Source organism: Microbacterium aurum (assembly GCF_016907815.1).
GTDB classification, from domain to species: Bacteria; Actinomycetota; Actinomycetes; order Actinomycetales; family Microbacteriaceae; genus Microbacterium; species Microbacterium aurum.
Genome location: NZ_JAFBCQ010000001.1, coordinates 73,232 through 88,213 on the forward strand (window position 1 = coordinate 73,232; position 14,982 = coordinate 88,213).

Genomic DNA, 14,982 nt, shown 5'->3' on the forward strand with positions numbered 1-14,982 from the left:
GGGGCGGACCGTGATCGAGTACGTGTTCGAGGAGGTGGGGACGGATGCCGGGGGCTCCGGCCTCGCGACGATCACTCTGAACCGCCCGGCGGCGCGCAACGCGCTCGATGAGCAAGCGCTGCGCGACCTCGACGCCGCCTACGCTCGCGCCGAGGCCGACGGCGCGCGCGCTGTGCTGCTGCGCGGCGAGGGCCGGGCGTTCTGCGCGGGCCGCGACATCGCCGGCGTCGATCCGCGCACCGATGACGCGGCCGGGTATCTCGACGGACTGCTGACGCCCCTGCTGCACCGGATCGCGGCGTTCCCTGCACCGACCTTCGCGGCGGCGCACGGCGCCTGCCTGGGCGTCGGGCTCGGGCTGCTGATCGCGACCGATGTCGTCTACGTCGCCCCGGACGCGAAGATCGGTTCGCCCTTCGCCGCGCTCGGCGCGGCCCTCGACTCCGGCGGGCACGCCCTGTTCGTCGAGCGGCTCGGGACGCATCGGACACTCGACCTCGTCTACACCGGCCGGCTGCTCAGCGGCGATGAGGCCGTCGCAGCGGGACTGTTCTCGCGGGTCGTCGACGCCGGTGCGCTCGAGGAGCGCACGAGGGATGCCGCGGTGGCCGCCGCATCCGGACCCACCGCCGCCTTCGTGGCGAGCAAGCGCATCGTCGCGGCGCTGCGCGACGAGCGGCTGGGGTTCTGGGAGGCACTGGCGCTCGAGACCCGGGCGCAGGTGGCGCTCGGCGACACCGACGACTACCGCGAGGGCTTCGCCGCCTTCCAGCAGAAGCGGCCGCAGGTCTTCCGCGGGCGCTGACGGCGCGGGCAGGGGCGTGGGGCGGGCCCGGGGCGCCCCTTGGCCGGCGCGGACGGCTCGGGCAGACTCGGATGGACCGCGTCTACGAGGGAGTCTCATGCAGCAGCGCACGATCGGGCCGTTCACCGTCTCGGCCATCGGGCTCGGCGCCATGCCGGTGTCGATGAACAACGACCGCGAACTCCCCTCGCGGGACGACGCCATCGCCACGGTGCACGCGGCGCTCGACGCCGGCGTGACCTTCATCGACACGGCCGACATCTATGCGCCGTCGTGGGACGAGATGGGACACAACGAGCGGATCGTCCGCGATGCGCTGGCATCGTGGAATGGGGATGCCGACGGCATCCTCGTCGGGACGAAGGGCGGGATCACGCGCACCGCCGAGAAGGACTTCGGGCGCGACGGGTCGCTGGCCTACCTCCGGTCCGCGGTGCTGCGGTCGCAGGAGAACCTCGGCGTCGACGTCATCGACCTGTACCAGTACCACCGACCCGACCGCTGGATGGTCTACGGCGAGATCATGCAGAACCTCAAGACGCTGCAGGACGAGGGGCTCATCCGCACGATCGGCATCTCCAACGCCAGCGTCGAGGAGATCGCCATCGCGCGCGAGGTGCTGGGCGAGGGGAACCTCGTCAGCGTGCAGAACGAGTTCTCGCCCCGGCATCCGGGAAGCTACGGGGAATTGCGCTACTGCGACGAGCACGGCATCGCGTTCCTGCCGTGGAGTCCGCTGGGCGGCACCGGCGGCGGAGGACGCACCGTCGGCGAGCGGTTCGGCGTCTTCCGCGAGATCGGCGACGCGCACGGGGTGAGCCCGCAGCAGGTCGTGCTGGCGTGGGAGCTGGCGCTGAGCCCCGTCGTCGTGCCGATCCCCGGCGCGCGACGCGCGGCATCCATCACCGACTCCGCGGCCGCCGCCGACCTCGTTCTCACCGATGACGAGGTCTCGCGCTGCTCCGACGCCGTCGGCATCGAACGCTGAGACGCCGGGCTCCGCACGCGTCAACCCCCTGTCCGCGGGTTCACGCCCGGCCTACCGTGGCGCCATGGCTATCGAACTGAACAAGCCCGCTCTCGAGCATGCGCGCGCCCTGGTGCGCGACGGCAAGGTCGTCCGCGACGAGCGCGACGCGTGGTCGGAGGCGGCTCCCACGCCCGACGAGGAGAACGCGTTCATCGAGGACAAGGGGTGGACGGAGTACTCCCACTGGCACCTCGGGATCGACAAGAGCGAGAACCGCGAGACCAAGGGCGCATATTCGTTCCCCTTCGGCGACTTCCGCCGGGTGCACCGTTCGGGCGTCATCTCGGGCGAGAGCCGTGCCGGCCAGTACGGCCACGACGAGATCCGCGACGCGTTGCGTGCGCTCCTGGAACTCATCGACAAGAGTTGACGATGGCGTTGCAGGAGTTGCTGCTGGTACGGCACGGCGAGAGCGTCGGCAACGTCGCGGCGACCGCGGCCGAGCTCGCCGGCGCCGAGGCGATCGCCCTCGGCATCCGCGATGCCGATGTGCCGCTCTCGGACACCGGTGTCGAGCAGGCGCAGGCGCTCGCGACGCGGCTGCGGGACGCCGATCCGGTTCCGCAGATCGCGTGGGTGTCGCCCTACCTGCGCGCGCAGCAGACGTTCGCCATCGCCACGGCGGACGGCCCGGTCATCGACACCGTGGTCAGCGACGAGCGGCTGCGCGATCGCGAACTCGGCATCCTCGACCTGCTGACGCGGCGCGGCGTCGCCGCCCGCCACCCTGAGGAGGCGGAGCGCCGCGCGCACCTCGGCAAGTACTACCACCGGCCGCCGGGCGGCGAGTCGTGGGCCGATGTCGCGCTGCGGCTGCGCTCGTTCCTGCGCGACGCCGCCGACGCCCCCGCCGAGGTCGGGCTCGTCGTGGCGCACGACGCCGTCGTCATGCTGCTGATCGCGCTGCTGCTGCGGTGGGATGAGGAGGCTCTGCTCGACTTCGCGTCGCGGCACACGGTGCTGAACGCGTCGGTGACGACGCTGCGGCGCCACGGCGCCCCGTGGGAGCTCGCCGATTTCTCCGACGTGCGACACCTGCAGCGCGAGGGCGCCGAGGTCACCGTCCATCCCGGGAGCGCCGATGTCGAACCGGAGTGAGCCGGTGCCCGTGACCCCCGACCTGCTGCGAGGCTGGGGACTTCCCGACCCGGGCGCGTCGAAGAACTCCCGCGGACGGGGCTTCGTCGTCGGCGGGTCGATGGTCTCGCCCGGCGGCGTCGTCCTGTCGGGCGAGGCGGCGCTGCGGGTCGGTGCGGGCAAGGTCGGCGTGGCCACCACGCCGGACGTCGCGGGTGTCGTGCGCACGACCTTCATCGAGGCCGGTGTGTACGAGTGGCCCGCCGGGACCAAGCGGGCGCCCCGGGGGTGGGAGGCTGAGCTCGACGCCGCCGACGCGGTCCTCGTCGGGCCCGGGCTCGACGACGCCGCGCACGCGCGGGCGCGCCTGGAGGCGATCGCCGCTCGCGAGGTGCGCTGCCTCGTCGTCGACGCCTTCGCCGTCGGGGCGCTGCCCGAGATCGACCGCGGGCGCCTGCCCGAGACGCTCATCATCAACGCCAACCTCGACGAGGCCGCGCTGGTGCTCGGCCGCGAGGTGGACGACCCGATGCGCGACGCCGTCGAGATCGCGCAGACATGGGATGCCGTGGTGCACTGCTACTCCGCCGTCGCGGCGCCCTCAGGGCAGGTGTGGCGACTGGACGTCGGTGGCGCGGGCCTCGGCACGGCCGGCTCCGGCGACGTGCTGGCGGGCGCTATCGCCGGCTTCGCCGCCCGCGGCGTGACGCCGGAGCGTGCCGCCGTGTTCGGCGCGTGGTGCCACGGCCGCGCCGGCGACCGGCTGAGCGCCCGCCTCGGCCTGGGCTTCCTCGCGCGCGAGCTCGTGCGGGAACTCCCCGCGGCGCTGACCGAGATCGCACCGCACGCCGCGCGCGCTGCCGATCAGGACGAGGACCACGACCGGGACGACAACCCGCAGGAGAGGAACACCTGACACGATGTTCATCGGCTACCACGCGTCGCACGAGCAGAGCCACCGAGCGCCCTGCTGACCTGCGTCCAGCGGGCGGAGGCCGCCGGCTTCGACGGCGCCATGTGCTCCGACCATTACGCGCCGTGGAGCACCGCGAGCGCAGCGGTCTGCTGCTCGATGTACTTGGTGGCGCTTTCCACCACGACGTCGATACCGAGCTCGAGCGGCTGCGTGTTGAAGGCCGTCGCGAAGGTGTTGTCGACGACGCTCAGCGCGTTCGCCTCGGCCGCAAGCCGCGCGATCCCGCTCAGGTCGGTCAGTCCCATCGTCGGATTGGCGGGGGTCTCGCAGTAGATCAGACGGGTGTTCGGTCGGATCGCGCGCTGCACGGCATCCAGCGACATCGTGTCGACGGCCGTCGTCTCGATCCCGAAGGGAGGAAGGCGGCTGCCGATGAGATGCGTCGTCGCCGAGTACAGCGACTCGCCGTAGACGACGTGATCCCCGGCCTTGAGCACCGAGAAGAGAAGTCCCGCGATCGCGCCCATCCCGGAGGCGAAGGCCACCGCGCCGCCCGCGCCGTACAGGGAGGCGACCCGGTGCTCGAAATCGGTGACGGTGGGGTTGGACACCCGCGAGTACACGTAGCTCTCGCCGGCGTTGCTGCCGTCGAGGAACGACGCCATGGTGCGCGCGGCGGCGTCGGTGCTCTCCCAGTCGAACGCCGCGGTGCGGTAGACGGGCAGGACGTGCGATCCGTACTGGTCGCGCAACGAGCCGCCGTGGATCGCGTTGGTAGAGAACCCGTTCACCGTGCTCGCCTTTCGATGGTGGCGCCTGCAGAAGCGCACCGCTGGACAGAGAGATGGAGCAGGAGTGGGTGGGGCAGGAGTTCCTGTGGCAGAAGTCCGTGGGCAGGTATTAACCACGTGATCAATATGAGTGCAACTCGATCGCGCTTGCTCTCGCTGCTGACCGAAGCCCGCCACGATGATGAGCTCCGCGACATCCTGCGGCACGAGGTCGTCGATGCGACGACACGGCGGGCGACGGCTCTGTTCGATCGCGCCGCCGAGCGCGGAGGGATCGCGGCTCCGAGCGCCGCTCTGGTGCGCACGCTCAGCGTGGTCATGATCGGCGGCGAGCTTGTGCTGCACGCGCTGGCCGCCTCGTCCTCCGAAGGATCGAGCGATGTGTCCGCCGATGAACGAGGCGGCGATGATCCTTCGCCTCGTCGCCACGCCCGCGAACGCGTCCCTCTGACGCACGGACCGGGTCAGCCTCCGATGGCGAGGATCCGCCCCGCGGCCACGTCCGCGCCCGCCGGCTGAGCGCGCAGGCGACGACCGAGCTGCGCCGCGCGGGCGCTGATCGCATCGTCGCCGAGCATCTCCGTCACCGTCTCACGGATGCGAGCGGGACTCGCCGACTTCGCCAGCCGACGGCCGAGTCCGGCATCCTCGATCAGCCCGCCGATGAAGTGCTGATCGGCGGTCGGATTGATCGGAAGGATCAACAGGGGGATGCCGTGGGCGAGCACCTTCATCGTCGTGGAGTGCCCGCCATGGCCGATCACCAGGTCGATCTCGGGCAGGAGCTGCTCGTGAGCGACCCAGCCGCGCACCTCCACGTTGGCGCGGCCGACGAGCTCGCCGCCGAGGTCGACGCCAGCGGTGGTGACGACCGCGTCGACCGGGAGGGAGCCGAGGGCCTCGACGATGCGCCGGTACACCGGCAGCATCCCCGGCCAATCGGTGCTGCTGAGCGCGACCAGGACCCTCGGCCGAGAACCGCCTCCACCCCGCGCGGCGACGCCCGTCTCCGTCGTACCCGTCCACTCGAACCCGGCCGATGCAGGGTCGTCTCGGCCGGGGTCGAGCTCCGCATCGGTCAGCACGAGGCGAGCGGCGGCTCTGTCCCACAGCGTGTGCGGACGCAGCCCCAGCATCCTGAACAGCGCGGCGACAGCACCGCGATCGAACGAGCCCGTCCAGAAGGTGCTGAACGTGTGGAACAGCACCGCGACCGGGACACCGCTCTCCAGTGCTCCGCGCAGCGGAGCCAGGGTCATGCAGTCCACCGCAACCGCATCCGGCCGCCGCTCGGCGACCAGTGCGACCGCAGCCTCAGAGGTGGAACGCCCCAGCATCAGGCGCGCCATGGGACGTGCCCTGCGCAGGCCCCTCCCGGCTTCGCGCGCATCGATCGCGGTCGCCGGAGGGAACGGGACCTGCGTCAGCGCGGTGCGCCCGGGCGCCAGCCCGGCGACTTCCACCTGCGCTCCGCGGCGGGCCAGCGCGTCGGCCACCGCGATGGTCGGCGGAACGTTCCCGCCGAAGTCGGCTGTCAGCAGCAGCACCTTCATCGGGGCCTCCTCGCGCATCCCCGCGATGCCGGTCGCGGCCGCCCGGCCGAGCACCGCATCGTCTGTGGATGCCGCAGGTTGGTCAATTCGTCGCTCGGACGCCGACCGCCGTCGGCCCCACGTGACGCACTATATCCACGGTCGAGGCCCTACGGAACGACGTCTTCCAGCGTCGCGACCGCGCCGGTGCTCGGCGAGGTCGATCCAGTCCGCCGGCGAGGATCGCGCAGCAGGTCGACATCTGGATACGAGCGGCCGGGATGACGCCCCGAGCGCAGATCAGCGCGCCTAAAAAGAGGCGCTGATCTGCTCATCATCATCTTCATGCTGATGCTGATGCTGATGCTGACGCCGATGCCACGCTCGCGCTCAACGCGTTCGCACGCGCCGGCTTAGTCGCCACGGTGGTCGCCGCCGTTCGGACAGGCCCGTTTGGATGGGGCGATCCTCTCCACGAAGTCGTCCCGCGCATTCTGCAGTTCCGCCTCGGTTTCGGGGCTCTCCGCATTTGAGCGGGGCGTGTGCTGATTTCATGCTGCTGGTCTCTGCCCTCGGGTGAGGGCGATGTGGACCATGATGCGCCTTCGGTAGTTGTCCATGTTGGTGAAGCCGCAGCCGACTTCTTCTGTGCTGGGGCTGTGTCAGGTGCTGGACCGGGTGTAGGCAGCGGCGCGCACCACATCGTCGTCCTCCAGTGCAGCTCCTAGAGCTCCGCCCACGGTGGCCAGGCTGGCGGTGAGCCAGCTGATCTTCGCGTAGTCCAAAGCGTTCACTGGGTGACCGGCGACATCGGCCAGTACCTGCTCGTCGATGAGCAGCAGCGCGCCGGCCCAGGACAGGATGAATAAGACGAGGTAGAACACCACAACCCCGATGGCCACGGTCGCGGTGGTGGCCAAATTGAACAGGATCACCTGCTCACGTTGGGCTCGCCGCCGTGGGCGCTCCCACAAGCCGGCTCCCAGGATCAGGGTGGCACTCACCGCCCCGATCGCCATCACCGCCAGCAGGACCAGGCGCACCGGCCCGTAGTCCATGGCCAGTACCCATAGGTCCGAGGCCACCAATGTCAGCATGCCGGTGGCCGCTGCCACGACCATCGCCCGGGAGAGCCGGGCCACGAAGGCCCAAGGCTGGTTGGCGCGGATCATGCCCAGCAGCAACCGCACGTTGCCGCTCAGCACTCGGGCCGTGAACTGCACGACGTTGTCGTCCGGGCGTTCGTCGAGATCGGTGGACAGCTGGTGGGCTCTTCGAGCAAGATCCCGCTGGGCGTTGCGGTCTTCGGCGTCGTAGCCCAGGAGCTGCCCGACCACGTGCACGGTGGTCTCTTGCGCCTTCTGCCGCACGTGCACGGCTCCCAGGGTTGGGACGGAGACCAGTCCTACCCCGTGCACGGGGCTGAGCTGGGCGAGCACCGGACGTCGGCCGGTCTTCATGGGGATCTCGGTGAGCACCACGGCCAAATCCCAGTTCTCCTCCAGCACGCGGTTTCGGGCCGCCTCCAGCAGGTCCAAGGTCTCGGTGGGTGGATCGACCAGCCGGTCTTCGGCCATCTTCAGTTGCCAGCGCACTCCCGGATACCGCTGCACCAACATCTTGCGCACCGAGGTGGTGACCTCGGGGCCGAGCACCGCACTCAGGGATGGTGAGACCACCAGGCCGATGAGCAGCTCGGCATCGGAAAGGGGTTCGGCAGGATCGGCGGTGGATCGGCTACGCTCAGCAGTCACCCCTCCATGGTGAGGCAACCACGGGTCGGATTGCCACTGGCTCGATGGAGCCCCCGAGGTTTCGTGCAGCACCGCGGGCCGGATTCGGTGGTCGCCTCGATCCCGGAAAGAGCGGTGCTGCTCACTGCGAAATCCTCTCCCCGCCGACGCCGCCAGCGCGAAGACATCACAGCCAGCGGGCCCGGGACCTGCCGGTGTCGAGGACGGCTTCTCGATGATGCTGCAGTGACGGATCGGTTGAAGTGCTTCGGCGGTGTGGGAGCAGTGATCAGCGTGGGGCCGGTCGATTCCGTTCGGACAGGTGATGCATCGACTGCCCAGCGGCAGGTGCGGTACTGATGCGGGGGTACCCGGTGCAGGGGTGTCAAGGCCCAGCTCCGAAGACGGCAAGCCGGGCACGTGAAAGGCGAATTATGGCCCGCCGCAACCCGAGCGGGAAGGCATGTGTGGCACGAGCCGGTTTCGGTCGCCAACCAGTAGCGGTTCAGGTCGAGCCGCTGCAGCTTCAGCTCCACGGACAGCTTCAGTGGGGGGCGTGCGACCGGTCGACCATCGCGGCCGCGCAGGTGTCACAGATACTTGGTCGGTGTCATATTTTGCTGACATCGGTCTGATGTTCTATTTACCTCACATCGATGTAATGGTAGATTTTCCTAACAGAACCTTGCGGTGCTATCTTTCGAACACGACTAGGGGCGATCGACGTGAAGCTGCAGACACCATCAGACCTCGCCCGCGTGGTCAAGAACGCCCGCGTCCAGCGGAACCTCACACAGCAGGACGTCGCCGACGCAGTCGGCATCACCCGTCAGTCCCTCGCCCGCCTTGAACGCGGCAACGGTGGCACCTCCTTCGACACGGTGCTGCTCATCCTCGACCACATCGGCATCCACCTGGACGCCACCACCGAACGTCGCAACACTGCTCCCGCCGCAGTCGCCACAAGGGGTGCCGCCCAGGCTGCGGCCGACGCACTCGCCAAACGCATCACACCGCTGATCGGCTCGGGCGCCCTTGAAGCGCTCAACAAGCAGATCCTCGGCTCGCTCCCCGAGATCGACCCCTCGCTCCTGCCCAAGATCGACACCTCTGGCATTCTCAAGCAGGTTGAGGCCAACCTCGACCCCGCCAGACTCGCCTCCATCCGCGAAGCCTCCCGCGGACTCACCGAGCGCCTCACCATCCCCGGCTCCGTCCTCATCAATCCCCCGCGAGCGGTGGAAGCCCGCCCTTCGGCCATCGTGGAGGCCGACGCGGAGGCCGACCCGGATGCCCCAGGGGGTGTCGAATGATCCGCGCCCTCGACGTGTACCTCTACGACGCCCACGTCGCCACGATCACCCGGCGAGGCGAGAACCTGCAGCTGCGCTACCTGCCCGAGTACGTCGAGTCGGAGAACCCCGTCCCTATCTCCGTGACGCTCCCCGTCGTCACGACCCCGTTCGGGAATGACGACACCAAGCGGTTCCTCGACAACCTCCTTCCCGACCGTGCTGATGTCCGTTCCCGTTGGGCGCGGGAAGCAAAGCTGACCAGCGACAGCACCTTCGACCTGCTCTCCATCTACGGAGCCGATGTCGCCGGCGCACTCGAGTTCTACCCCGCAGGCGCATCGCCCAAGCAGGAGGAGAACCTGACGCCGCTCACGGAGAAGGAGGTAGGCGACCGGATCCGGCAGATCCGTCGAGACGACTCGGACTGGCTCCAGCACCGCGCCGTCGAAGAAGGGTTCTCGCTCGGCGGCGCTCAGGGGAAGTTCGCGCTCACCCTCCGCGACGGTCAGTGGTTCGAGCCGTCCGGCCGTCAGCCGTCGACACACATCTTCAAACCGGGCATCCAGTCGCTGTACGGCTCAGACGTCACCGAGCACATCACCTTGCACGTCGCGCGCCTGCTCGGGATCGACGCAGCCGCCTCCGTGATCGCCGAGTTCGACGGCGAGCACGTCCTCATCGTGGAACGCTTCGACCGCTTCGACGACAACGGTGCCATCGGTCGGCTCCACCAGGAAGACCTTGCACAAGCCACCGGGACCTCGCACGTCCAGAAGTATGAGTCCGACGGCGGCCCCGGCTACCGCGACATCTTCGCCGTCTTCGACCGCAACCTCAGTGCCCCCGACGCCAGGACCGCCAAAGAGCGGTTGGCGAAGCTGCTCGTCTTCTCCTGGATCATCGGCCACAACGACGGCCACTCCAAGAACTACTCCCTCACCCACGTACCCGGTCGGAGCGTACTTGCCCCGTTCTACGACCTCAACAGTTCGCTCCCGTTCAAGCAGCGGGAGCAGATCCTCGCCCACGACCCCGCCGTCTTCAACAACGTCGAGCTCGCCTTCGCCGTCAATGGGGCGAACACTCTCGGCACCTTCAATGCCGACAGTATCCGCCGCCTCGAAGCGGACGCCGGGGTACCCGAAGGACACCTGCGCGAGTTCGCGGTCCAGGTCGCCGCGGGCCTCCAGGCCGCTGTCGCCGCCGTCATCGAACAGCTCCCCGACCGGCTCAGAGAGCTGCCCGCCGTCGAGCTCTACCCCCACGCCACATACACGCAGACACTCAGCGTCGGTGACACCCTCAACTGACCACCCTTCTTGAGCCGGTGAAACGTGCGCGGGTGAGCAGGTCGGAGCCGCCTTCCTCCACGGCTTAGCACGAGCAACGAGATGTTTCGTTACTGCTGCGTTACTGCAACCCGTCCCCCGGGCATGACGAAGGCCCCGACTTCCCAGTGTTTTCTAGGAGAGTCGGGGCCTTTGATCTGGCGGTGACGGTGGGATTTGAACTCAAACATCTGGGGCTCACTGGGGTGCCGACGGGCGCGTTGGCCGCGTGATTCCGCGCTTCGTATGCACTCGTGGCGACGTTCACCGCGGTTGATCTGCGTTCGACTGTTCCCAAACCGTTCCCACCGCGGGACCCTCTATCAGCGCCGCGATGTGGACCTTGAGGCCGGGTACGGCGGGACTGCGGTGGTCGGCACCAGGCGACGGTGCGCCCGAGTTCCTCGCGCGTTCGTGCAGGATCGACAACGGGCGGCGACGAGCTGCTGTAGATCCGCGTCACTCCTGCGGGTCGGTGATCACGCCCGTCGCGTCGCTCTCCTCGACCCGGTGCGCCACCCCCAGCTCATCCGCAAGCGCACGACCCTGGTCGACGGCCTCTTCGCGACTCGAGAACCTGCGGTCGAGCTCAGGCCGTCCCTCGACGACCACCTCCCACTGACCGCGGTTGGACCAGGTCACCACATCGGCGCTCACGTCTCGTCCGATCCCTCGGTCTGCTCCTCGGCCAACTCTTCGGCCGCCTCGAGTTGCCAGGTCTGATCGACTTCGGAGCGCTTGACCTCGTCGGTCACAGCATCCGTCGGAGCCTCCTCGGTCGAGATATTCACAGCGTCGTCCTGCGACTGGGTTTCCATGGCGCCCTCCTTCAACACCCCTACGATCACGGACAAACCGATCCGATCGCCTCGCCCTAGCGACGCGCCGTCGCCGTTCGTTGTACCGCCGCTGGGCAGGCAAGGACAGCTGCGGCAACCAACCCGAGGACGAAGAGGAGTGCAGTACGCAGTCCCATTTGTTCTCCGATGAACCCGAGCGCAGGTGGACCGACCAGGAACGCAACATAGCCAAGCGTGGCCGCGAGCGAAACGCGGGCGGAGGAGTCCGCTCCCGAAGAACGGGCAGCGGACAGGGCGACGGGAAACCCCAGGGCTGACCCCAGCCCCCAGAGCAGAACGGCGGCGGCAGCGACGGCCGGGGCGTCGATGACGGAGACCAGAAGGATGCCGACGGCGCTCACCACCGCACTCGCGCCGAGGGTGATCGCCGCGCCGCAGCGGTCGACGATCGTACCCCCGAAGAGCCGCCCGACAGTCATGGCCGCGGCGAAGGCCACATAGACGCCCGAGCCGATCGTTGGTGAGAACCCATGGCCATCCACCATGATCAGCGGAAGCCAGTCATTCGCCGTGCCTTCGGCCATCGCGAGTGCCAGCACGACGAATCCGATTAGGAGAAGCCGAGGGTCACGCCACACTCGAGCGCCCCTCGGCCGGCCCGCCGCAGCTGTCGTTGCACGTTCCGCCCGAGATTGCGCAGGCACGTGACGGATTGCGAGCAGAAGCGCCGCGAAGACTAGAGCGCCAATCACCCCGAGGTGGATGTCCACGGGAACCCGCGCGGCAGTCAGCACCATTCCCGCGAGGGCGCCGACGACGGTTCCGAGGCTGAAGAAGCCATGCAGCGCCGGCAGAGTGGACTTTCCGGAGAGCGCCTCCATCTCCGCGCCCTCCACGTTCAGCGCGATCTCACCCCCGCCCATTCCGAGCCCGAACAGGCAGAGTCCGAGTGACGCCGCCCACGCCAGCCCCGCGGCAGACCCGACGCCGACGACCACGGCGCCGAGCGCTACCGCCACCGTGCCCGACTGGATCACCGCACGAGTGCCGAAGCGGGACATGAGTGGCCCGGACACGAGGATGCCCGCCATCGATCCGATCGACAACCCGGCGAGCACGAGACCCATGACCGCTGGTCCGGCGTCCAGCAGTTCCCGGATGTCCGGCGTGCGAGTGATCCACGATGCGATCGTCACTCCGGGCAGCGCGAAGAGCAGAAAGAGCGCATTGCGTCGCGCGGTCAGAGACACCGTTGCGCTCCTCACGCGTGAGAGATGGAACGGATGGCGGGCGTCGCCGCAGGATGCCCTCCGGCGCGTCAGCGGAAGGCAGGCTCTCCCGTGAGCAGCTGGCCCAGCACGAGCGTGTGCATCTCGACCGTTCCCTCGTACGTCAGAACGGACTCGAGGTTGTTCTGGTGACGGATCACCGGGTACTCCAGAGAGATGCCGTTCGCCCCGAGGATGGTGCGGGCCGTGCGGCAGATCTCGATCGCCTCCCGCACGTTGTTGAGCTTCCCGATGCTGACCTGCTCGGGGCGCAGCAGCCCGGAGTCCTTGCGACGTCCCAGGTGCAGCGCGAGGAGGTAGCCCTTCGTGTACTCGAGCGACATGTCTGCCAGCTTCTGCTGTGTGAGCTGGAAGGCGCCGATCGGCTTGCCGAACTGCACACGCTCGCGGGCGTACCGACGAGCGGTCTCCATGCTGGAGCGTGCAGCGCCGAGGGATCCCCACACGATGCCGTAGCGCGCCTCGTTGAGACACGCCAGGGGCCCCTTCAGTCCCCGCGCCTCGGGGAGCATCGCCGAAGCAGGAAGTCGCACGCCGTCAAGCACGAGCTCGCCCGTGGCCGACGCGCGAAGGGACAGCTTGTGCTTGATCTCCGGTGCGGAGAACCCGGGGGTTCCGGTCGGCACGATGAACCCGCGGACCCCCTCATCGGTCTTGGCCCACACGACGGCGACGTCGGCGTACGGAGCGTTCGAGATCCACATCTTCCGACCATCGAGCACCCAATCGTCGCCGTCGCGGCGCGCACGGGTCTGCATGCTGCCCGGGTCGGAGCCAACATCGGGCTCGGTCAGTCCGAAGCATCCGATCGCGTCTCCCGCTGCCATCTGCGGCAGCCACTCCTGCTTCTGCTCCTCCGACCCCCAGCGCCAGATCGCGAACATCGCCAGCGACCCCTGCACCGACACGAGGGAGCGCAGACCGGAGTCCGTCGCCTCGATCTCGAGGCACGCGAGGCCGTACTCGACCGCGGACATGCCCGCGCACCCGTAGCCCTCCAGGTGCATTCCCAGTACCCCGAGCGACCCGAGCTCCTTCGTGAGCTCGCGGATGTTCGGGATACCGCCGTTCTCGAACCACTCGGCGATGTACGGCTCCGCCGATGCATCCAGCATCTGGCGAACCGCCGAGCGCACCTCCTTCTCGTCCTCGCTCAGGAGATCGTCGAGCCCCGCCGGGTCGGCGGGGTCGGGGGCGGGCAGGGACATCGGGTCGATGTGGCTCATCGGGGCTCCTCTTGGTGCAACCAGCGCAGGATCGCCTGGGTGTGCTCGCCCAGGCGCGGCGGCGCGGCGTACTCGGTGATCGGTGTATCGGAATAGGTGATGGGATGGCGCACCTGTGCGGGGCGGCCGGGACCCACGTCCACCACGGGCTCGAGGCCGAGCTTCTCGGCGAGGGCGAATCCGTCGGCGATGGTGCCGACGCGGCCCGCGGGTACGCCGACGGCTGAGAGCCGCTCGACCCACGCGTCGACGCCATCGTGGGCGAGCCGGGCGGCGAGCGCCGTCACGAGGTCCGGCCGGTGCCGTACCCGTGCGGCGTTCGTGGTGAAGCGGATGTCGTCTGCCAGCGACTCGTCACCCAGGACAGCGGCGAGCTTGCGGAACTGTCCGTCATTGCCGCATGCGATCGCGATCGAGCCGTCCGCGCAGGGGAGCGACTCGTACGGCGCGATGGAAGGGTGTGCGTTGCCGAGGCGCCCCGGTGACACGCCCGTGGCGAGATACGACGACGCCTGGTTGACGAGCGCGCCCAGGAGGCTCGAGAGCAGATTGACCTCGAGTCTCTGGCCACGACCGGTGCCACGGCGGGCTTCCAGTGCCGCGAGGACTCCGATCGTCGCATCCTTCGCTGTCAGGACGTCGACGAGCGCGACGCCGACCTTCATCGGCGATCCGCCGTCGCCGTCGGCGTCGCCCGTGATCGACATCAGTCCTCCGACGGCCTGCACGATGAAGTCGTAGCCGGGCAGATGCGCACCGCCGTCGCTCCCGAACCCTGTCACGGAGCAGTACACGACGCCGGGGTTCGCCTCGTTCACCTGCTCGTAGCCGAGACCGAACCGATCGAGCGCTCCCGGCCGGAAGTTCTCGACCACGACGTCAGCCCGTCGCGCGAGCTCCCGAGCGGCGGCCTGGTCCTCCGGATCGGTCAGGTCGAGTGCCACCGACTCCTTATTGCGATTGGCGCTCTCGAAATAGGAAGCACTGTTCTCCGTCCACGGCGGCCCCCAATTGCGGGTGTCGTCCCCGGCGGGGCGCTCGACCTTGACGACTCGGGCGCCGAGATCGGCGAGCGTCGCTGTCGCGAGGGGACCGGCCAGGACACGGCTGAAGTCTGCGACGAGGACGCCTTCGAGCGGAAGCATGACTCCAGTCTGCGC

General features: G+C 68.9%; 15 protein-coding genes. 7 read left to right on the plus strand and 8 right to left on the minus strand.

The annotated features are described in order from the left end of the window. Positions 1-10: 10 nt before the first annotated feature. From JOD60_RS00325 to JOD60_RS00345, 5 genes are all read left to right on the plus strand, one after another. Positions 11-805: an enoyl-CoA hydratase/isomerase family protein gene (locus JOD60_RS00325; protein ID WP_232321654.1), complete on the plus strand. Its 795-nt coding sequence runs from the start codon at positions 11-13 to the stop codon at positions 803-805. 97 nt (positions 806-902) lie between these two features. Further along, entirely contained in the window at positions 903-1,793 is an 891-nt protein-coding gene (locus JOD60_RS00330; protein ID WP_076691726.1) for an aldo/keto reductase, read from the plus strand. A 64-nt stretch (positions 1,794-1,857) separates the two neighbouring features. After that, positions 1,858-2,205: a hypothetical protein gene (locus JOD60_RS00335; RefSeq protein WP_076691727.1), complete on the plus strand. Its 348-nt coding sequence runs from the start codon at positions 1,858-1,860 to the stop codon at positions 2,203-2,205. A gap of 2 nt (positions 2,206-2,207) precedes the next feature. Then, complete coding sequence (locus JOD60_RS00340; RefSeq protein WP_076691728.1) at positions 2,208-2,933, plus strand: histidine phosphatase family protein; 726 nt, start codon at positions 2,208-2,210, stop codon at positions 2,931-2,933. Further along, entirely contained in the window at positions 2,917-3,828 is a 912-nt protein-coding gene (locus tag JOD60_RS00345; RefSeq protein ID WP_084202065.1) for an ADP-dependent NAD(P)H-hydrate dehydratase, read from the plus strand. Before JOD60_RS00340 ends, JOD60_RS00345 begins: the two co-directional genes overlap by 17 nt. Before the next feature lie 113 nt (positions 3,829-3,941). Here the strand turns inward: JOD60_RS00345 and JOD60_RS17260 are convergent, their stop codons facing one another. The 3 genes from JOD60_RS17260 to JOD60_RS00365 all read right to left on the minus strand — a co-directional run bounded on the left by JOD60_RS17260 (position 3,942) and on the right by JOD60_RS00365 (position 7,905). Next, a complete protein-coding gene (locus JOD60_RS17260; RefSeq protein ID WP_076691730.1) occupies positions 3,942-4,619 on the minus strand; it encodes a trans-sulfuration enzyme family protein in 678 nt (225 codons plus the stop codon). Between the two features lie 464 nt (positions 4,620-5,083). After that, positions 5,084-6,226 carry a glycosyltransferase gene (locus tag JOD60_RS17080; protein ID WP_076691732.1) on the minus strand — a complete coding sequence of 381 codons (1,143 nt, stop codon included), beginning with the start codon at positions 6,224-6,226 and terminating at the stop codon, positions 5,084-5,086. A gap of 587 nt (positions 6,227-6,813) precedes the next feature. Continuing rightward, positions 6,814-7,905 carry a hypothetical protein gene (locus tag JOD60_RS00365; RefSeq protein ID WP_076691733.1) on the minus strand — a complete coding sequence of 364 codons (1,092 nt, stop codon included), beginning with the start codon at positions 7,903-7,905 and terminating at the stop codon, positions 6,814-6,816. Positions 7,906-8,609: 704 nt separating this feature from the next. Between JOD60_RS00365 and JOD60_RS00370 the strand changes: the two genes are divergently transcribed. Continuing rightward, positions 8,610-9,197 (plus strand): helix-turn-helix transcriptional regulator, encoded by a 588-nt coding sequence (locus JOD60_RS00370; RefSeq protein WP_076691734.1) that lies wholly within the window; start codon positions 8,610-8,612, stop codon positions 9,195-9,197. Next, on the plus strand, positions 9,194-10,489 hold the full coding sequence (locus tag JOD60_RS00375) for a HipA domain-containing protein (RefSeq protein WP_076691735.1): 1,296 nt from the start codon (positions 9,194-9,196) through the stop codon (positions 10,487-10,489). Before JOD60_RS00370 ends, JOD60_RS00375 begins: the two co-directional genes overlap by 4 nt. 477 nt (positions 10,490-10,966) lie before the next feature. On the opposite strand, the gene JOD60_RS00380 is transcribed toward JOD60_RS00375, so the two are convergent. The 5 genes from JOD60_RS00380 to JOD60_RS00400 form a co-directional block, all read right to left on the minus strand. Next, positions 10,967-11,164, minus strand: coding sequence for a DUF2188 domain-containing protein (locus JOD60_RS00380; RefSeq protein ID WP_076691736.1), 198 nt, complete (start codon positions 11,162-11,164; stop codon positions 10,967-10,969). Next, complete coding sequence (locus JOD60_RS00385) at positions 11,161-11,325, minus strand: hypothetical protein (RefSeq protein ID WP_198159207.1); 165 nt, start codon at positions 11,323-11,325, stop codon at positions 11,161-11,163. Before JOD60_RS00385 ends, JOD60_RS00380 begins: the two co-directional genes overlap by 4 nt. A 56-nt stretch (positions 11,326-11,381) precedes the next feature. After that, positions 11,382-12,557, minus strand: coding sequence for an MFS transporter (locus JOD60_RS00390; protein ID WP_232321655.1), 1,176 nt, complete (start codon positions 12,555-12,557; stop codon positions 11,382-11,384). Between the two features lie 68 nt (positions 12,558-12,625). Further along, complete coding sequence (locus JOD60_RS00395) at positions 12,626-13,822, minus strand: acyl-CoA dehydrogenase family protein (RefSeq protein WP_076691738.1); 1,197 nt, start codon at positions 13,820-13,822, stop codon at positions 12,626-12,628. Further along, entirely contained in the window at positions 13,819-14,967 is a 1,149-nt protein-coding gene (locus JOD60_RS00400; protein ID WP_076691739.1) for a CaiB/BaiF CoA transferase family protein, read from the minus strand. The genes JOD60_RS00395 and JOD60_RS00400 overlap by 4 nt, the downstream gene beginning before the upstream one ends. Positions 14,968-14,982: the final 15 nt, after the last annotated feature.